This window comes from uncultured Candidatus Pelagibacter sp. (assembly GCF_943788075.1).
Classification (GTDB): domain Bacteria; phylum Pseudomonadota; class Alphaproteobacteria; order Pelagibacterales; family Pelagibacteraceae; genus Pelagibacter.
On record NZ_CALSOW010000004.1, the window covers coordinates 36578 to 53187 of the forward strand.

General features: G+C 27.0%; 22 protein-coding genes and 2 tRNA genes. 20 read left to right on the plus strand and 4 right to left on the minus strand.

What is annotated here, in order from left to right:
- The first annotated feature begins 1 nt into the window (after window position 1).
- The 5 genes from gyrA to Q0X98_RS04705 all read left to right on the plus strand — a co-directional run bounded on the left by gyrA (window position 2) and on the right by Q0X98_RS04705 (window position 4910).
- Window positions 2-2581, plus strand: coding sequence for a DNA gyrase subunit A (gyrA, locus tag Q0X98_RS04685; RefSeq protein ID WP_297681846.1), 2580 nt, complete (start codon window positions 2-4; stop codon window positions 2579-2581).
- Window positions 2581-3075, plus strand: a complete 495-nt coding sequence (coaD, locus tag Q0X98_RS04690; RefSeq protein WP_028037002.1) for a pantetheine-phosphate adenylyltransferase — start codon at window positions 2581-2583, stop codon at window positions 3073-3075. The genes gyrA and coaD overlap by 1 nt, the downstream gene beginning before the upstream one ends.
- A complete protein-coding gene (locus Q0X98_RS04695) occupies window positions 3068-3628 on the plus strand; it encodes a peptidylprolyl isomerase (protein ID WP_297681847.1) in 561 nt (186 codons plus the stop codon). Before coaD ends, Q0X98_RS04695 begins: the two co-directional genes overlap by 8 nt.
- Before the next feature lie 9 nt (window positions 3629-3637).
- Complete coding sequence (gene tgt, locus Q0X98_RS04700; RefSeq protein ID WP_297681848.1) at window positions 3638-4750, plus strand: tRNA guanosine(34) transglycosylase Tgt; 1113 nt, start codon at window positions 3638-3640, stop codon at window positions 4748-4750.
- 84 nt (window positions 4751-4834) lie between these two features.
- Window positions 4835-4910: transfer RNA gene (locus Q0X98_RS04705), tRNA-Lys, on the plus strand.
- A 9-nt stretch (window positions 4911-4919) separates the two neighbouring features.
- Here the strand turns inward: Q0X98_RS04705 and Q0X98_RS04710 are convergent.
- Window positions 4920-5747: a M48 family metallopeptidase gene (locus Q0X98_RS04710; RefSeq protein ID WP_297681849.1), complete on the minus strand. Its 828-nt coding sequence runs from the start codon at window positions 5745-5747 to the stop codon at window positions 4920-4922.
- Between the two features lie 444 nt (window positions 5748-6191).
- Between Q0X98_RS04710 and Q0X98_RS04715 the strand changes: the two genes are divergently transcribed.
- Window positions 6192-6290: a hypothetical protein gene (locus Q0X98_RS04715; RefSeq protein WP_297681850.1), complete on the plus strand. Its 99-nt coding sequence runs from the start codon at window positions 6192-6194 to the stop codon at window positions 6288-6290.
- Window positions 6244-6480, plus strand: coding sequence for a DUF502 domain-containing protein (locus tag Q0X98_RS04720; protein ID WP_297681851.1), 237 nt, complete (start codon window positions 6244-6246; stop codon window positions 6478-6480). The genes Q0X98_RS04715 and Q0X98_RS04720 overlap by 47 nt, the downstream gene beginning before the upstream one ends.
- 87 nt (window positions 6481-6567) lie before the next feature.
- Here Q0X98_RS04720 and Q0X98_RS04725 read toward each other — a convergent pair whose 3' ends face one another.
- Both Q0X98_RS04725 and Q0X98_RS04730 read right to left on the minus strand, forming a co-directional pair.
- Complete coding sequence (locus Q0X98_RS04725; protein WP_297681852.1) at window positions 6568-7869, minus strand: ATP-dependent DNA helicase RecG; 1302 nt, start codon at window positions 7867-7869, stop codon at window positions 6568-6570.
- A gap of 74 nt (window positions 7870-7943) precedes the next feature.
- On the minus strand, window positions 7944-8531 hold the full coding sequence (locus tag Q0X98_RS04730; RefSeq protein ID WP_297681853.1) for an OB-fold nucleic acid binding domain-containing protein: 588 nt from the start codon (window positions 8529-8531) through the stop codon (window positions 7944-7946).
- A 22-nt stretch (window positions 8532-8553) separates the two neighbouring features.
- On the opposite strand from Q0X98_RS04730, the gene Q0X98_RS04735 reads away from it, so the two are divergent.
- Window positions 8554-8820: a succinate dehydrogenase assembly factor 2 gene (locus tag Q0X98_RS04735; protein ID WP_297681854.1), complete on the plus strand. Its 267-nt coding sequence runs from the start codon at window positions 8554-8556 to the stop codon at window positions 8818-8820.
- 5 nt (window positions 8821-8825) lie between these two features.
- Here Q0X98_RS04735 and Q0X98_RS04740 read toward each other — a convergent pair.
- Window positions 8826-8915, minus strand: a tRNA-Ser gene (locus tag Q0X98_RS04740).
- Window positions 8916-9004: 89 nt separating this feature from the next.
- On the opposite strand from Q0X98_RS04740, the gene Q0X98_RS04745 reads away from it, so the two are divergent.
- The 12 genes from Q0X98_RS04745 to Q0X98_RS04800 all read left to right on the plus strand — a co-directional run bounded on the left by Q0X98_RS04745 (window position 9005) and on the right by Q0X98_RS04800 (window position 16609).
- Window positions 9005-9199, plus strand: coding sequence for a hypothetical protein (locus Q0X98_RS04745; protein WP_297681855.1), 195 nt, complete (start codon window positions 9005-9007; stop codon window positions 9197-9199).
- 58 nt (window positions 9200-9257) lie between these two features.
- Window positions 9258-9875 (plus strand): EamA family transporter, encoded by a 618-nt coding sequence (locus tag Q0X98_RS04750; protein ID WP_297682042.1) that lies wholly within the window; start codon window positions 9258-9260, stop codon window positions 9873-9875.
- Window positions 9872-10318 carry a lytic murein transglycosylase gene (locus Q0X98_RS04755; RefSeq protein ID WP_297681856.1) on the plus strand — a complete coding sequence of 149 codons (447 nt, stop codon included), beginning with the start codon at window positions 9872-9874 and terminating at the stop codon, window positions 10316-10318. The genes Q0X98_RS04750 and Q0X98_RS04755 overlap by 4 nt, the downstream gene beginning before the upstream one ends.
- On the plus strand, window positions 10299-10484 hold the full coding sequence (locus tag Q0X98_RS04760; RefSeq protein WP_297681857.1) for a lytic murein transglycosylase: 186 nt from the start codon (window positions 10299-10301) through the stop codon (window positions 10482-10484). The genes Q0X98_RS04755 and Q0X98_RS04760 overlap by 20 nt, the downstream gene beginning before the upstream one ends.
- Before the next feature lie 1324 nt (window positions 10485-11808).
- On the plus strand, window positions 11809-11940 hold the full coding sequence (locus Q0X98_RS04765) for a hypothetical protein (RefSeq protein ID WP_297682043.1): 132 nt from the start codon (window positions 11809-11811) through the stop codon (window positions 11938-11940).
- On the plus strand, window positions 11937-12359 hold the full coding sequence (locus Q0X98_RS04770; protein ID WP_297681858.1) for a hypothetical protein: 423 nt from the start codon (window positions 11937-11939) through the stop codon (window positions 12357-12359). The genes Q0X98_RS04765 and Q0X98_RS04770 overlap by 4 nt, the downstream gene beginning before the upstream one ends.
- 13 nt (window positions 12360-12372) lie before the next feature.
- Entirely contained in the window at window positions 12373-12789 is a 417-nt protein-coding gene (locus Q0X98_RS04775) for a hypothetical protein (RefSeq protein ID WP_297681859.1), read from the plus strand.
- A complete protein-coding gene (gene tmk / locus Q0X98_RS04780; protein WP_297681860.1) occupies window positions 12782-13396 on the plus strand; it encodes a dTMP kinase in 615 nt (204 codons plus the stop codon). Before Q0X98_RS04775 ends, tmk begins: the two co-directional genes overlap by 8 nt.
- A 97-nt stretch (window positions 13397-13493) precedes the next feature.
- Window positions 13494-13895 (plus strand): AAA family ATPase, encoded by a 402-nt coding sequence (locus Q0X98_RS04785; protein ID WP_297681861.1) that lies wholly within the window; start codon window positions 13494-13496, stop codon window positions 13893-13895.
- Window positions 13896-14093: 198 nt separating this feature from the next.
- Window positions 14094-14321, plus strand: coding sequence for a hypothetical protein (locus tag Q0X98_RS04790; protein ID WP_297681862.1), 228 nt, complete (start codon window positions 14094-14096; stop codon window positions 14319-14321).
- Window positions 14314-15855, plus strand: coding sequence for a methionine--tRNA ligase (gene metG, locus Q0X98_RS04795; RefSeq protein WP_297681863.1), 1542 nt, complete (start codon window positions 14314-14316; stop codon window positions 15853-15855). The genes Q0X98_RS04790 and metG overlap by 8 nt, the downstream gene beginning before the upstream one ends.
- Complete coding sequence (locus Q0X98_RS04800; protein ID WP_297681864.1) at window positions 15848-16609, plus strand: TatD family hydrolase; 762 nt, start codon at window positions 15848-15850, stop codon at window positions 16607-16609. Before metG ends, Q0X98_RS04800 begins: the two co-directional genes overlap by 8 nt.
- Window position 16610 lies beyond the last annotated feature (1 nt).

The following is a 16610-nucleotide window of genomic DNA, read 5'->3' on the forward strand; positions in this document are numbered from 1 at the left end:
TATGCAAAAAACTGAAGCTCCAAAAGATAATAATATTAAATTAATCTCAATGCATGATGAGATGAGCTCATCTTATCTTTCTTATGCAATGAGCGTAATTGTAAGTAGAGCTTTACCCGATATAAGAGATGGATTGAAACCTGTTCATAGAAGGATTTTATATGCAATGTATAAAGGTGGATACGATTGGTCAAAACAATTCAGAAAATCTGCAAGAATAGTAGGTGATGTAATTGGTAAATATCACCCTCATGGCGATCAATCTGTTTATGATGCGCTTGTGAGAATGGTTCAAGATTTTTCTATGAGTTTACCGTTAGTTCAAGGTCAAGGTAACTTTGGATCAATAGACGGAGATCCAGCTGCTGCAATGAGATACACTGAAACAAGACTTTCAAAAGTTTCACAGTTTTTAATTGATGATATCGAAAAAAATACAGTTTCTTATAAAAGCAATTATGATGAAACTGAAAAAGAACCCACTGTTTTGCCGGCACAATATCCAAATCTTTTAGTGAATGGTGCAGGTGGTATAGCGGTAGGTATGGCAACTAGTATCCCCCCACACAATTTAGGTGAAATAATAAATGGAACATTAGCTTTAATTGATAACAAAGATATTAAAGTTAAAGAATTAATGAAACATATTCCGGGACCAGATTTTCCAACAGGTGGAGTGATTATAGGTAAAGATATCATCAAACAAGGATACAATAATGGAAGAGGATCTTTTAAAATTAGAGGCGAGGTATCATCTGAAACTCTTAAAAATGGTAGAGACAGATTGGTAATTACATCAATCCCTTATCAAGTTAACAAATCAGTCTTAAATGAAAGAATTGCTCAACTTGTTAGAGAGAAAAAAATTGAAGGTATTAAAGATATAAGAGACGAATCTAATAGAGAGGGTATTAGAGTTGCGATTGATTTAAGAAATGGTGTTGAGCCTGAGACTATTAAACGACAGCTTTACAAAAATACCCAAATTGAAAGTTCATTCGGGTTTAATACATTAGCTATTGTTGATGGTAAACCAAAGACTTGTAATCTAAAAGATTTTTTAACAAACTTTTTGTCTTTTAGAGAAGATGTTGTAATTAAAAAAACTAAATTTGATCTTCAAAAAGCAGAAGAAAGAGCACACATTTTATTAGGGTTATCTGTATCAGTAGAGAATTTAGATAAAATTATAAAGATTATACGTTCTTCTAAAACTCCAGATGATGCTAAACAATCTATATTAAAGACTAAGTGGAAAATAAATAAAACTCAAAAATTAATTTCTTTAGTTGAGGGTAAAAAAAGTAAAAACGTATACTCATTATCAGAGCCTCAAGTTATAGCTATTTTAGAGTTAAGATTGCAAAAATTAACAGCACTTGGAATAAATGAAATTGAAGTTGAAATAAAAAAATTAGCTGAATTGATAGCTAAATATAAGAAAATTATATCTTCAAAAAAAGAACTTTTGAAGGTGATAAGTGAAGAGCTTACAAATATTAGAGAAAAATTTGCTGTTCCACGAAGAACAAAAATTATAGATGCTGTATTAAATTACGACATAGAAGAAACCATTCAAAAACAATCAGTAATTATAACTGTTACTTTACAAGGATATATAAAAAGGGGCTCTTTAGATGGCGTGAAACAACAAAAAAGAGGTGGTAAAGGTAAATCTGGTATTACTACAAGAGATCAGGATTCTGTTGTTCAAACACTTTCTGTTAACACGCACACCTCAGTTCTTTTCTTTTCTACTGAAGGGCTAGTTTATAAAGTTAAAGCATGGAAAATACCAGAAGGCTCTGCAACCTCAAAAGGTAAATCACTATTTAATATTTTGCCGTTAAAAAATCATCAGTCTATTAGCTCTATAATGCCTATGCCAGAAAATGAAACAGACTCTAAAAATTATCAAATAATTTTTGCTACAGCTCAAGGTAAGGTTAGAAAAAATAGTTTGGAGGATTTTTCATCAATCAATGCATCTGGTAAAATAGCAATGAAATTAGATAATAATGATAAAATTGTAGGTGTTAAAATTTGTGAAGATGATCAAGATGTTATTTTAAGTACAAAATTTGGTAAATGCATAAGATTTGAGACAAAAAAATTAAGAGTTTTTAAGGGTAGATCATCAAAAGGAATTAAAGGAATAGAGTTGGCTTCAAATGATCAAATTGTATCATTGTCTGTAATAGATAACGATAAAACAAAAAAAAGTAGTAAAAAAACTAAAGATGAAAAGTCTGAAATTAAAGCAAAAGAAAAATTTGTTTTATCTATAAGTGAAAACGGATATGGAAAGAAAACTTCTCATACAGATTATAGAGTAACCAATAGAGGTGGAAAAGGAATAATTGGTATTGTTAATTCACCAAGAAATGGAAATATAACATCTTCATTTCCAGTTTTTGAGGGTGATGAAATACTTATTTCAACAAACAAAGGCAGGGTTATAAGGGTAGCTGTTAAAGAAATAAGAACTGCTGGCAGAAATACTCAAGGAGTAAGAATTATAAAATTATCAGGTGAGGAAAAAGTAGTATCAGCAATTAAAATTGCTGACAATTTAATCTAATGAACAAAATAGCTATTTACCCTGGCACATTTGATCCCATTACTTATGGGCATATTGATGTTATTAAAAAAGCCCTAAAGTTATTTGGTAAGATTGTGGTTGGAGTATCTGATGTAAGTAATAAGAATTATTTATTTAACTCAGAAGAACGTATTAATATTGTTAATAAAGCATTATTTAAAGATTTAAAATTAAATAAAAAAAAAGTTTCTGTAGTTTCGTTTAGCTCTCTCACAACTGATCTTTGTAAGAAATATAAATCTAACATTATTTTAAGAGGCTTAAGAGCAGTATCCGATTTTGAATATGAGTTCCAATTAGCGGGCATGAATAGAAAGCTTAATAATAATATTGAAACAATTTTTTTGATGTCTGATGTTGAAAATCAAATAATATCTTCACGTTTTGTAAAAGAAATAGTTAAATTGAATGGTGATATAAGAAAATTTACTACCAAAAGTACAATTAAATCTTTAAAAGACAAATATGAGTAGAATTTTAACAAATATATTTATTTTATTTTTTTTATTTACTAATCAATTAATAGCACAGGAGAACATAATGATTTTAAAATTAAAAGACGGTGATGTAAAAATCGAATTATTTGAAGACGTGGCACCTAATCATGTAAAAAGAATTAAAGAATTAGCTGATAGTGGACAATATGACAATGTTGTATTCCATAGAGTTATAGATGGATTTATGGCTCAAACTGGTGATGTTAAATTTGGCAATTCTGGATCTGATGATTTTGATTTACGAAGAGCTGGAATGGGTGGATCTGATTTGCCAGATTTAAAACAAGAATTTAGTAGTGTTCCACATGAAAGAGGTACTTTATCTATGGCAAGATCATCTGATCCTGATAGTGCGAATAGTCAATTTTTCATATGTTTTAAGCCAGCATCTTTTCTTGATAGACAGTACACTGTATTTGGTAAAGTTTTAGAAGGTATGGAATTAGTTGATAAAATCAAAAGAGGAGATGAAAGTAACAACGGCTCAGTATCAGATCCAGATAAGATTATCAGTTTTAAATCTCAATAATTTCTTTAAATGGCATTAAAAAATTTTGCCTTTAAAGTTTTAAAAAAAGATAAGTTTGCAAGGTGTGGTTTAATTGAAACTCACAGGGGTAATATTAATACACCAGCATTCATGCCGGTTGGTACTCAAGCTACTGTAAAGGCATGTACCATCGATGATATTAAAAAAACTGGTTCAGAAATCATTTTATCAAACACATATCATTTAATGATCAGACCAGGTGTAGAAAGAGTTCAATCTGCTGGAGGTCTTCATAATTTTATGAATTGTGACTTACCAATACTTACTGATTCAGGTGGTTTTCAAGTGATGTCTTTGTCCAAACTTAATAAAATTGATAGAGAGAAGGGTGCAATTTTCAATTCGCATGTTGATGGAAAAAAATTTTTTTTAAGTCCTGAAGAAAGTATAAGAATTCAATTAGGTCTCAACTCAGATATTGTTATGATCATGGATGAATGTCCACGAAAATCAAATGACTATGATTTGATAAAAAAATCAATGGATTTATCTTTATATTGGGCAGAAAGATCAAAAAAAGCTTTTGGTAAAAATCCACACAAAGCACTATTTGGAATTGTTCAAGGTGGATTATTTAAAGATCTTAGAGTTAAATCATTAACTGAATTAATTAAAATTGGATTTGATGGTTATGCAATGGGTGGTTTGGCTGTAGGGGAGTCACAAAATGAAATGTTTGATGTGTTAGATGATATCAAAGAACATCTTCCAGATGAAAAACCTCATTATTTAATGGGTGTTGGGACACCATCAGACATTATTGGTGCTGTTAAAAGAGGTATTGATATGTTTGACTGTGTTTTACCTACACGATCAGGAAGAACTGGATTAGCTTTTACATGGAATGGACGAATAAATATAAAGAACAATAAATATCAAACTGATAACAGTCCACTAGATCCTGATTGTAATAACCTTAATCTTAACAAGTATTCAAAAAATTATTTGAATCATTTATTTAATACTAATGAGATTTTGGCTTCTATGCTCTTAACTCTTCATAATATAAATTTTTATCAAGAATTAATGTCAGCAATTAGAAAAAATATATCTGAAGGTACATTTGATCAATTTCATGACAAATACATTGATAAGTTGTAGAAGATAAACAATTTTTAGTTCAATTTGACGTTTGAAAAAATATAATAATTCTGTATATAACACTTATTCAATTTGAATATATGGGGGCCCTTAGCTCAGTTGGTAGAGCAATTCCCTTTTAAGGAATGGGTCGATGGTTCGAGTCCATCAGGGCTCACCAATATTTAAATTATGTGAATTTAATTGGAGGATAATCCAATATTACTTCATTCATTTTTTCATTTAAATCTCTAATTCTATTATTAGAAGATGGATGTGTACTCATAAATTCTGGAGGTTCTTTTCCTTTATTAAGTTCTTTCATTCTCTCCCAGATCTTGACTGTTTCTCTGATATCATAACCTGATAAAGACGAAAATATCATTCCAAGATAATCAGCTTCACTCTCTTGTTTTCTATTAAAAGGATTCATAATTCCAAGTTGTGCTAATAAACCTACGGTATTTTGTCCTGTCGTTCTGTTAATATCAGATAATACTCCTCCGCTTGCTATATCAATTATTCTAGTTCCAACATTTAATAAAGTTCCTCTACTAGCTCTTTCTACAGAGTGTTTAGCAACAGCATGAGCAATTTCATGTCCCATTACAGCTGCAAGACCATTAGTATTTTTTGTTGCATCTAAAATACCTGTATAAACAGCTATCTTACCTCCAGGCATACACCAAGCATTTCGTACTTTTTTTTTATCTATTAAAATATACTCCCAATTGAAATTTTTCGTTGGATCATCTAAATTTTCTCTATCAAAATATTCAGAAATTGAGTCTTCCATTTTTTTTCCAATTTCTTTAATTTCATTGAGTGTTTTTGTGTCATCACTCATTTTTTCTTTTTCTTTAATTTTTTCATAAAGCTTAGCTGCTCGTGCATTAAGACTTGCTTCAGAAACAATTTTTAACTGTTTTCTTTCAGTTATTGGAGCAGTTGTACAAGATGGTAGTAAAAAACTACCACAACCACAACCAACATAAGACAAAAATTTTCTTCTATTCATTTTCATTTATAATTGATATTATCATTCTATTATGAATCTTAATAATAAAATTTTATTGGTATTGTTTATTATAGCAATAACTTTTGTGGTTTATTCTAGTTTTAATTAATAATATGGAAAAAAAATCAAAAAGAAAATCTTTATCTTTAACTTTAAGAAATTATTTTATTGCTGGAGTAGTTGTTTTATTCCAATTGGTTTCACATTATATCTTAGCAAGATATTAATTGGAATATCTTCAAATTTAATTCCAAAAAATCTTAACCCTAATCACTATTTACCATTTGATATTCCTGGAGTAGAAATTTTAATTTCAATACTTTTAATAACTTTGGTAGGGGGGCTTTCTTTATCCTTTCTTTGGAAGAAGAATTCTTAAATTAATTGATGATTTGTTTAAAAGAATTCCCTTTTTTAAGAACTGTTTACTCAGCAATTGTTCAAATGACTGAAACATTTTCTAAAAAAGATGACAATAAAAAAAGTGTTGTCTTAGTTGAATACCCAAGAAAAGGATGTTTGGGCAGTAGGCTTTGCTACTAAAGAAAATACAGGTGAGATGGCTGAAAAAACTAATAAAAAACTAATCAATGTTTTTGTTCCAACCACACCAAATCCTACAAGTGGCTTTTTGTTAATGTTTCCAATTGAAGATGTGATTTATTTAAATATGACTTTTGAAGAAGCTTCTAAATTTATTGTTTCTGCAGGAACCTCTACCAAACAATCCTAGGCAATATCGTTTATAATATCTGCTCTATCGTATAATTTTATAAGCGGTTTATACTTACTAATATCCTCATTATTCATTTCAATTCTTCTAATTTCCTTTCTCAGCTAGAAGAAAAAGATCACTATTATGAACTGGGTCAGCTAGTCTAAAATTTTTAATCCCACTTTGTTTAAATCCTAATATGTCTCCAAATCCTCTAATTTTCATATCTTCTTCTGAGATGTAAAAGCCATCATTAGACTCTTTTAGTATATTTATTCTTTTTTTTGCGTTTTCACTTAAGTTTGATTTAAACATAAGTATACAGGTTGAGTCTTTATCACCTCTTCCTACGCGACCTCTAAGTTGATGTAACTGTGATAATCCAAATTTATTTGCATTTTCTATTATTATTACGTTTGCATTAGGAAAATCAATACCTACCTCAATAATCGTTGTAGATACTAAAATTTGAAATTCTTTCTTTAAAAATTTATCTAAGATAATCTCTTTATCTTCTAAATCAGTTTTACCATGTAATAGAGATACTTGATTTGGAAATAATTTATCCAAATAGTCAAATTTGTTAACAGCAGAGGAGTGATCTAATTTTTTACTTTCCTCAATTAATGGACAAACCCAAAAAATTTGATTTCCTAATTTTATTTCTTTTTTAATAAATTTTATAACTTCATCAATTTTACTTTCCAATTTACTATAAGTCTTAATAGGTTTTCTAGATTTAGGTTTTTCCTTTATAATTGAAAGATCCATATCTCCATATAAGGTCATTGTTAATGTTCTTGGTATAGGTGTTGCAGTCATTAACAATACATCACAATTATTTCCACCTTTATCAGATAAACGTTTTCTCTGATTAACACCAAACTTGTGCTGCTCATCTATAACGATTAATCCTAAATTTTTAAAATATACTTTTTTTTGAAAAATAGCATGGGTGCCAAAAATTATATCTATTTCATTATTTTTGATTTTATCTAGAATTTCTTTTTTTTTTTTATGTTCAGACTTACCAGAAATTAATTCTATATTAATTTTTTTTGAAAAAAGATTATTAGCTAGATTAAAATGTTGTCTCGCTAAAATTTCTGTTGGTGCCATTACAGCTACTTGAAATCCTGAATTTACAGTATTGTAAGCAGCTAACAAAGAAACTATTGTTTTACCACTGCCAACATCACCTTGTAGCAATCTAAACATTTTATTTGTTGAAGAAAGATCATTGTTTATTTCTTCTAATGTTTTTTTTTGATCATTGGTCAATGAAAATTCTAATTCTTTTATAATCTTATTTTGTTTTGTTTTATCAAAAAATTTTCTTTTTTTTTTAATTTTTTTAATTTTCTTTCTTATTTCAGAGTTGACTAAGAAAGGTTGAAAAAATTTCATCAAATGCCAATCTTTGATAAAAATTATTTCTATGGTTTTCAATATTCTCAGGTTTATGAAGTTCAACAATAGCATCATTCCATTTTATATTTTCCAAATTTATTTAAAATATTTTTTGAATGCCATTCGTTAAGAATGGGTAGATTTGTTATTATTTGGTTGATAATTTTATTATAAATTTTTTCAGATATACCTTCAGTTAATGAATACGTATTATGTTTTTGTTTTATAAGAGATGAATCTTCAGAAATATATTTAGGATTGGTAAGTTGGTATTTATTTCTAAAAAATCCAATTTTTCCACTAACGGTAATTTCTTTTCCTAGTGGAAGAATTTTCCTTACATACCCTTCATAACTATTAAAAAAAATACAGTCAATTTCACCTGTATCATCCATGCAAAAAACTTTATTTGGTAGATTTCTTATTCTTGGAAAAGAATATTTATTTGGAATAATAGTAATTGTTTGATTTTCACCTATTTTCAAATCTTTAATTTTAGTTGATCGGCTTCTGTCTGTATATGATTTGGGTAATTTCCATAGTAAATCAAAAATATTATTAATTTTCTTTTTTTTTAATAAGCTGGTTGTTTTATCACCAACACCTTTAAGTTTAGTTAAATCTGACAATAGAAATTCATAATTACTTTTATTAGTCATAAAATGATAATATATTATATTTATGACTCTCAATATAGATCTATTAAAAAAAAAGATTATCTACCGATCAAATTATCGTGGAACAAAAGAAATGGATAAACTTTTGGGGTCATTTGCAAAAAAATATATTGAACTATTAAGTCATAAAGATCTGGCTGATTTAGAAAAATTGCTAGATATAGATGATACCAATTTATATAATTACTATAATGGATTAAATTGTGATTTCAAATTTAACGATAATTATATTAATCTTCTATTTAAAAATTTTGATTATAATAATGAATAAATTTGTGGCGGAAGGACTGAGATTCGAACTCAGGAAAGAGTTGCCCCTTTGCCGGTTTTCAAGACCGGTGCATTCAACCACTCTGCCATCCTTCCGTGTAGAGTGTTTTATTATTATAAATTATTTAATTCAACCTTAAAATAGTCTAATAAAACGCTATAACTAATTAATCAGTTTAATTCCTATGAATAAAGAGTTTAACAAAGGACTATTCTTAGCTGGATTTGGTTCTTTTTGGTGGGGTTTTTTTGGTGTTCTCTATTTCAAATATATTACATTTATTGGTCATGTAGAATTAGTTGTTCATAGATGTTTGTGGACAACATTTACTTTAGTTATAACAACTTTCTTTTTTTCTAAATGGAGATGTTTTTTTTAAAATTATCAAAAGTAAAAAAAACTTATTCTATTTATTCTTATCTGGTTTTCTTATTTTTATAAATTGGGCTGTCTGGATCTACGCTATTGCAACAAATAGAATAATAGATGCAAGCTTTGGATATTTTATGATGCCAATCTTAAGTGTAATGCTTGGCTATATTTTTTTTAAAGAACAACTTAACAACAAAAGAATATTATCAATTATATTGGTAATTATATCTATTTTATACCTAGTTTTGATTAGTATAAAATCATTACCATGGGTTGGTATTATAGTTGCCCTAAGTTGGGGATTTTACAATTTAATTAGAAAAAAAATAAATATTGATACAGATATAGGTCTTTTAATAGAAAGTTTATATATATTACCATTTGCAGTAATTGCTTTTTATTTAATAACTATAAATGGAAATAATGATTTTAAGTTATCTGATCCTCCAATGATGTTGTTTATTTTTTTAGCTGGCCCAATGACAGTTATACCTTTATTTTTATATGTCAGGGGTGTTGAATTGTGTGGTCTAGGTCCAACAGGCATGATTTTTTATATCACTCCAACATTGCAATTTTTATTGGGTTATTTTTATTATGATGAGCCATTTTCATTAGCAAAATTAGTTAGTTTTATTTTTATTTGGATTGCTGTTATTATATATTTGAAAGGATTTGTATGAAACTAGCTAACTATTTACTTGTATTTATATTTTTAATTTCCACTTCATCTTTATCTGAAAATCCAACAGGTTTTCTTGAATGGAAAAACGATTTTAGAAAAATTGCTTTAGAAAATAATATTTCTGAAAATACTTTTGATAATGTTATGGCTAATATAAAATTTCTTCCTAATGTCATTAAGTATGACAGATATCAGCCTGAATTTTATGAAGATACCAAAACATATATCTCAAAAAGAACATCATCTAAAAAGGTTTCCAAAGGAGTTGATTTTTATAAAAAAAACACAAATTTAATAAATACCGTGGAAAATCTTTACAATATTGAAAAAGAACTTCTCTTAGCATTAATGGGTATAGAAACTAATTTTGGAACTTATGTTGGTAAAATGGATATATTGTCATCTTTAGCTACATTAAGTTTTGATAAGACGAAGATCTGAATTTTTTTCAAGTGAACTGATTATATTATTAAAATTAATAGAAAATAAGCAAATTGATTACAAAACTTTATATGGTTCTTGGGCAGGAGCATTTGGCTTTTTTCAATTTATGCCATCTACAATGAAAAACTATGCAGTAGATTTCGACAAAAATAGTTCATATTGATTTAAAAAATAATAATGATGCTTATGCGTCTGCGGCTAATTATTTAAATAAAATAGGGTGGAAAGATAAGTGAGCCATGTTTTTATAAGATAGAATTATCAAATGAAATACCAAAAAAGTATTTAAATGTTTCAGCAAAAAAACTACATGATAAAAAAAAATTAGAATATTTTAGAAAATATATATTAAATGATGATGTATTAGATCAAACAATTTGATAGTCTAACTACTTCTATAATAACACCTGATAAAGATATTATACCAGATGCAGAAAATTTAAGTCCTGCTTATATTGTTTTTGATAATTATGAAATTATTTTACAAGTGGAATAGATCCTTAAGATTTTCATTGGCTGTATGCACACTTAAAGAGAAATTTGAAAATGCATTGTAAGTCATTTTAATTATACTATTCTTTATATTTTTAACAGGATGTGAGCAAAATAATCTTAATAGAAATATGTTCTAATCAAGAAATATGTACTAAATATAAAAACTCTGGTTTTACTTTAGTCTATAGACTCTACTCTAAAAAAAGAAAAAAAAATTTCAATAAGACAATTGATAATAGATCTCTTTTAATTTTTCACAAAAATCTTAAAAAAGAATTCTTTTGTTAAAATAACTAATCCTATTAATCAAAAAACAGTAATTGCTGAAGTTATTTCAAATAATGCAAAGTTTTCTGATTTCTATAATAGTGTAATAACATTAAGAATAGCAGAGGAGTTATCATTAGATTTAAAAGAACCTTACATTGATCTGGTTCTTATTTCTCAAAACTCTACATTTATTGCAAAAAAAGCCAAAACTTTTAATGAAGAGAAAAAAGTTGCAGAAAAAGCACCTGTAGACGGCATTCAAGATTGATAACCTAGGTAATACTAATCTTCAAAATAAAGAAATTGTAAAAGAAGAAAATTTTTAGTTACTCAATTAAGATTGCTGATTTTTATTATAAGGACTCTGCCAATAACATGTCTAGATAGAATTATTAATGAAACAGACATTAAGAGTCCTTTTGTTAAAACAATATCCAATACGAAATATAGGGTATTATTAGGACCGTTTAATGATATAAAAAAACTTGAAGACTCATTTAATGAAATTAAATCATTAGATTTTGAAAATATAGAAATTTTAAAAGATGTTTAAAAAATTTATTATAATATTGCTTGTTAGTTTTTTTCATGCTGAATTAGCTAACGCCAATCTTAGATGTAAAAGCCAGAACTGCAATTCTTCAAGATTATTACTCAGGTGAAATTCTTTATGAAAAAGAACCTGACCTATTTCTATATATCCAGCTTCAATGACTAAAATTATGACATCGATTATTGCTTTTGATTTAATCAAATCAGGTGATTTAAATTTAGATGAAAAGTTTATCATTTCAGAAAAAGCATGGCGATTATCTACATGCTGGATATTCATCTATGTTTATTATGGTTGGTGATCGAAGTATCAGTAGAGAATTTATTGAGAGGCATAATAGTTGCTTCTGGAAATGATGCCTGTGTAGCTTTAGCCGAAGGTATTGCTGGGACAGAAGAAGAGTTTGCAATTTTAATGACTGCAAAAGCTAAGGAAATAGGGATGGAAAATACTAATTTTGCAAACTCATCAGGTATAAATGATCCTGACAATTTCTCAACAGTCAGAGATATTCTAAAAATGTCTAAATATTTAATTGAAAAACATCCTAAATTTTATGAGATGTTTTCTGAAAAAAAATTTACTTGGAATAGAACAGGGGGTGACCCAATTACTCAAGGAAATAGAAATCCTCTTCTATACAAAAACCTTGGAGCTGATGGAATTAAAACTGGATATTTGGCTGTTGAAAAATACTCTTTAGCTTCATCAATTAGTTAGAAATGGTAGAAGATTGATTGCTGTTGGTAGTGGATTTAATTCTAAAAATGCTCGATCAAGAGAAAGTTCTAAATTACATACTTACGGTCTTACTAATTTTGATCTAGTCAATATATCTAAAGCTAATGAACCATTTGATAAAGTGGATGTATGGCTTGGAAAAGTTGATAAGGTTGATGTCTATACTAATCAAGACATCTACAAAACTATTAAAAAAGCTAAAAAAAAACTTTTAAAAGTTTCTATTAAATATGAGGGACCTGTAGAAGCTCCAATTAAAAAAGATGAAAAAATTGCTATATTAAAAGTTGTGTATGATGATGAGTTAGTTGGTGAATACGATTTACTTGCTTCAAATGAAGTTAATAAAGTAAATTTTGTGTCTAGATTATTAAAATCACTTAATTATCTCATTTGGGGCGATGTCTAAAAAACCAATCATAGTTTTTGAAGGTATAGAGGGAAGTGGAAAAAGTCACCACATATCAACTGTTTCCAAGTATCTTAATAATAAAAAAATTAGTCATATTAAAATAAGAGAGCCTGGGGGCAATCCAAATTCAGAAAAAATTAGAAAATTAATTTTAAATAATAAATCTAATTTTAATAGAAATACTGACTTGTTGTTGTATATGGCTGCTAGAAGTGAAAATATAGAAATTATTAAGAAATTTTACAATAAAAAGATAATACTTATTGATAGATTTACTGACTCTACAATAGCATATCAACATTATGGTATGGGTGTTGATCTAAATTTAATTGAAACCTTAAATAAATATTTACTTAAAAATATAAAAGTAGGTTTTACATTTTTAAATATTGTTAACCAAAAAAATCTTCAAAAAAGATTAAAACAAAGAAGATCATTAAACAGGTATGATAAATTTAAAATGTCTTTTTACAACAAAGTTCAAAAAGGATTTATTCATTTGTCACAAAAACAAAAAAATAAATATCAGTTAATAAACTCAAATTTAGAAATAGATAAAAATGAAAAATTAATTTTGAGTAAAATTGATAGATTGATTAAATGAATTTAAATCCAGTAAATCAATTATCCTTATATGGTCATCATTCTGAATTTACGACTTTATTGAACTATATAAAAATAAAAAACTACCCAATAAAATATTGTTATCTGGTGAAAAGGGGATAGGAAAATCTACTTTAGCATATCACATTGTTAATCATATCTTATCGTTTGATGAAGATTATTCATATGATATTAAAAATTTTAGAATTAATCCTGATAATAAATCATTTAAATTAATTCTAAATAAATCTAATCCAAATTTTATTTTAATTGATATAGGCGATGATAAAAAAAGCATTGATGTTAATCAAATTCGAAATTTGATTTTAACATTAAACAAATCGTCTTTTAACACAAAACCAAGACTAGTACTTATAGATAATATTGAGCTCTTAAACATTAATTCAGTTAATGCTCTATTAAAAATTTTAGAAGAACCTAACGATAATGTTTATTTTATATTAATCAATAATAACAAAAGAATACTTTCCTACACTTAAATCTAGATGTCTCAATTACAATATACACCTTACTTCTAGTCAATCCTTTGATATTACGAGCAAAATTTTAGGTGAAAATTTTAAGGATTTAATTCACGATCAGATGGTAAATTGTTATAGCACACCAGGATCAATATTAAGTTTATTGGATTTTGCGAATAAAAACGACTTAATTTAAGGCAAATCAATTTAAAAGATTTGATAAAAAAAATTATTATAGAAAAAAAATATAAGAAAGATCAATATATTAAAAATTTATTATATTCATTAATAGAAAGCTACTTTAGACAAAATGTGTCAGTTAAAAATATTAAACTTTTAAAAATGCAAAACTATTTTTTAAATAAAATTATCAATACAAAAATTTTTAATCTTGATGATGAAACTTTATTAATGGAATTTGAAGATAGAGTTTTGAATGGATAAAAAATTTTATATAACAACACCGATTTACTATCCATCAGCAAAACCACATATGGGTCATGCTTATTCTAGTATTATTGCTGACTTTTTTGCAAGATTTAAAAGAATGGATGGATTTGATGTTCAATTTTTAACAGGTACTGATGAACATGGATTAAAAATACAGCGTTCAGCAGAAAAACAAAATATTGATCCCTTAGAATTTTGTAATCAAATAAGTCAAACATTTAGAGATCTCTCGAAAACACTAAATTTAACTAATACAGATTTTATTAGAACTACTGAAGATAGACATAAAAAAACTGTACAGCACCTATGGAAAGAACTTGAAAAAAATGATGATATTTATTTGTCAAAATATTCAGGATGGTATTCTGTATCTGATGAAGCATTTTATAATGAAGATGAAATAGAAGATGTTGATGGTCTTAAAAGATCTATTTCTTCAAGATCAACTGTTGAATGGATAGAGGAAGAGTCTTATTTTTTTCGATTATCTAAATGGGAAAAACCTTTACTTGATTATTACGAAACACATCCAAATTTTATTTCTCCGGAGACAAGAAAAAATGAAGTTATTAGTTTTGTTAAAAGTGGTTTAAAAGACTTGTCCATAAGTAGAAAAAGTTTTTCATGGGGAATAAATGTACCTGGCAATAATGATCATGTTATATATGTATGGCTTGATGCCTTAACAAATTATATTAGCGCATTAAACTATCCTGATACGAATAACGTATTATTTAAAAATTTCTGGCCAGCTTCAGTACATTTAATTGGAAAAGATATTTTAAGATTTCATGCTGTATATTGGCCTGCTTTTTTGCTCGCAGCTAAAATAGATTTGCCACTAAAAGTTTATGGCCATGGCTGGATACTTTCTGGTGATGAAAAAATGTCTAAATCAAAAGGTAATATTTTAGATCCAATAGAAATAATTAATGAATATGGTTTAGATCCACTAAGGTATTATTTAATTAAAGAAGTATCTTTTGGAAATGATGGCAATATATCACAAGAGAGACTTGAGGATTGTATCAATAGTGACCTTGCAAACAATTTTGGAAATTTATGTCAACGTGTTACAGCATTTGCTATAAAAAATTGTAATAGTGAGGTTCCAAATGATATTAAATTTGAAAAAGAAGATTTGATAATTTTAGATAAATATAAAAATAATTTAAAAATTATAAGAGATAAAATTGATAATCAGGATATTAATTTTTATATAGATTTTATTATAAATTCTTTGTTTGAGGCTAATAAATACTTTAATGATCAAGAACCTTGGAAAAAAAAGGAAGATCCTATTCGATTAAATACAATAGTTTATACAACATTAGAAATTGTTAGAAAAATTAGTTTTTTACTTTTTCCAATAATTCCTCAATCATCTTTAAGAGCCTTAAAAATATTTGACCTTAAAGAAGATAATATCAATTTATCTTCTGTTGAAAATAATGAATATTTATTAAAAGGAAGTAAAATTAATAAAATTGATATCCTTTTTAAAAAGATAGAAAAAAATAATGATTGATTCTCACTGTCATTTAGATCACGAACCTTTATTAAGTGATTTAACCAATGTAATTAAACGTTCAAAAGAAGTTGGGATAAAAAAACTGCTAACTATATCAACCTCATTTGCTAGTTTTGATCGAATTAAGAAGATCATAGAAAAAGATGAAATGATTTTTGGCACTATTGGAATACATCCACATGAAACAACTGATAATAAAATCACCACTGACGTTATTGTAAAAAACATTACTGATAATAAAAAAATAATTGGAGTAGGGGAAACTGGTTTAGATTTTTACTATAACAATAGTGATAAAAATGATCAGATAATTAGTTTTAAAGAACATATTGAAGCTTCTATTAAAACAAATACTCCATTAATTATTCATTCTAGAGACGCGGAAGAAGAAACTTTTAATATATTAAACAATTATAAAGATCAGAACCTTAAAATTTTGATGCATTGTTTTACTGGAAGTAAAGATTTTGCAAATAAACTATTAACGTTAAACGCTTTTTTTTCTGCAAGTGGAATTATAACCTTTAAAAATTCTATAGAGCTACAAGATACATTTAAATCATTACCATTAGATAAAATTTTAATAGAAACAGACAGCCCTTTTTTAGCACCAGTACCTAATAGAGGTAAAAAAAATGAACCTTCTTTCATTGATTATACAGCACAAAAATTAGCAGATATAAAAAATATTTCTAAACCTGATTTAGTAAACTTTACCACAGATAACTTTAATAAACTTTTTTTTAATTAAA

Excerpts from the sequence above, each read along its gene's own strand:
- gyrA (WP_297681846.1), top strand. The coding sequence starts at position 2 with ATGCAAAAAACTGAAGCTCCAAAAGATAATAATATTAAATTAATCTCA.
- coaD (WP_028037002.1), top strand. The coding sequence starts at position 2,581 with ATGAACAAAATAGCTATTTACCCTGGCACATTTGATCCCATTACTTAT.
- Q0X98_RS04695 (WP_297681847.1), top strand. The coding sequence starts at position 3,068 with ATGAGTAGAATTTTAACAAATATATTTATTTTATTTTTTTTATTTACT.
- tgt (WP_297681848.1), top strand. The coding sequence starts at position 3,638 with ATGGCATTAAAAAATTTTGCCTTTAAAGTTTTAAAAAAAGATAAGTTT.
- Q0X98_RS04710 (WP_297681849.1), bottom strand. The coding sequence starts at position 5,747 with ATGAATAGAAGAAAATTTTTGTCTTATGTTGGTTGTGGTTGTGGTAGT.
- Q0X98_RS04715 (WP_297681850.1), top strand. The coding sequence starts at position 6,192 with ATGACTGAAACATTTTCTAAAAAAGATGACAATAAAAAAAGTGTTGTC.
- Q0X98_RS04725 (WP_297681852.1), bottom strand. The coding sequence starts at position 7,869 with ATGAAATTTTTTCAACCTTTCTTAGTCAACTCTGAAATAAGAAAGAAA.
- Q0X98_RS04730 (WP_297681853.1), bottom strand. The coding sequence starts at position 8,531 with ATGACTAATAAAAGTAATTATGAATTTCTATTGTCAGATTTAACTAAA.
- Q0X98_RS04735 (WP_297681854.1), top strand. The coding sequence starts at position 8,554 with ATGACTCTCAATATAGATCTATTAAAAAAAAAGATTATCTACCGATCA.
- Q0X98_RS04745 (WP_297681855.1), top strand. The coding sequence starts at position 9,005 with ATGAATAAAGAGTTTAACAAAGGACTATTCTTAGCTGGATTTGGTTCT.
- Q0X98_RS04755 (WP_297681856.1), top strand. The coding sequence starts at position 9,872 with ATGAAACTAGCTAACTATTTACTTGTATTTATATTTTTAATTTCCACT.
- Q0X98_RS04765 (WP_297682043.1), top strand. The coding sequence starts at position 11,809 with ATGACATCGATTATTGCTTTTGATTTAATCAAATCAGGTGATTTAAAT.
- tmk (WP_297681860.1), top strand. The coding sequence starts at position 12,782 with ATGTCTAAAAAACCAATCATAGTTTTTGAAGGTATAGAGGGAAGTGGA.
- metG (WP_297681863.1), top strand. The coding sequence starts at position 14,314 with ATGGATAAAAAATTTTATATAACAACACCGATTTACTATCCATCAGCA.
- Q0X98_RS04800 (WP_297681864.1), top strand. The coding sequence starts at position 15,848 with ATGATTGATTCTCACTGTCATTTAGATCACGAACCTTTATTAAGTGAT.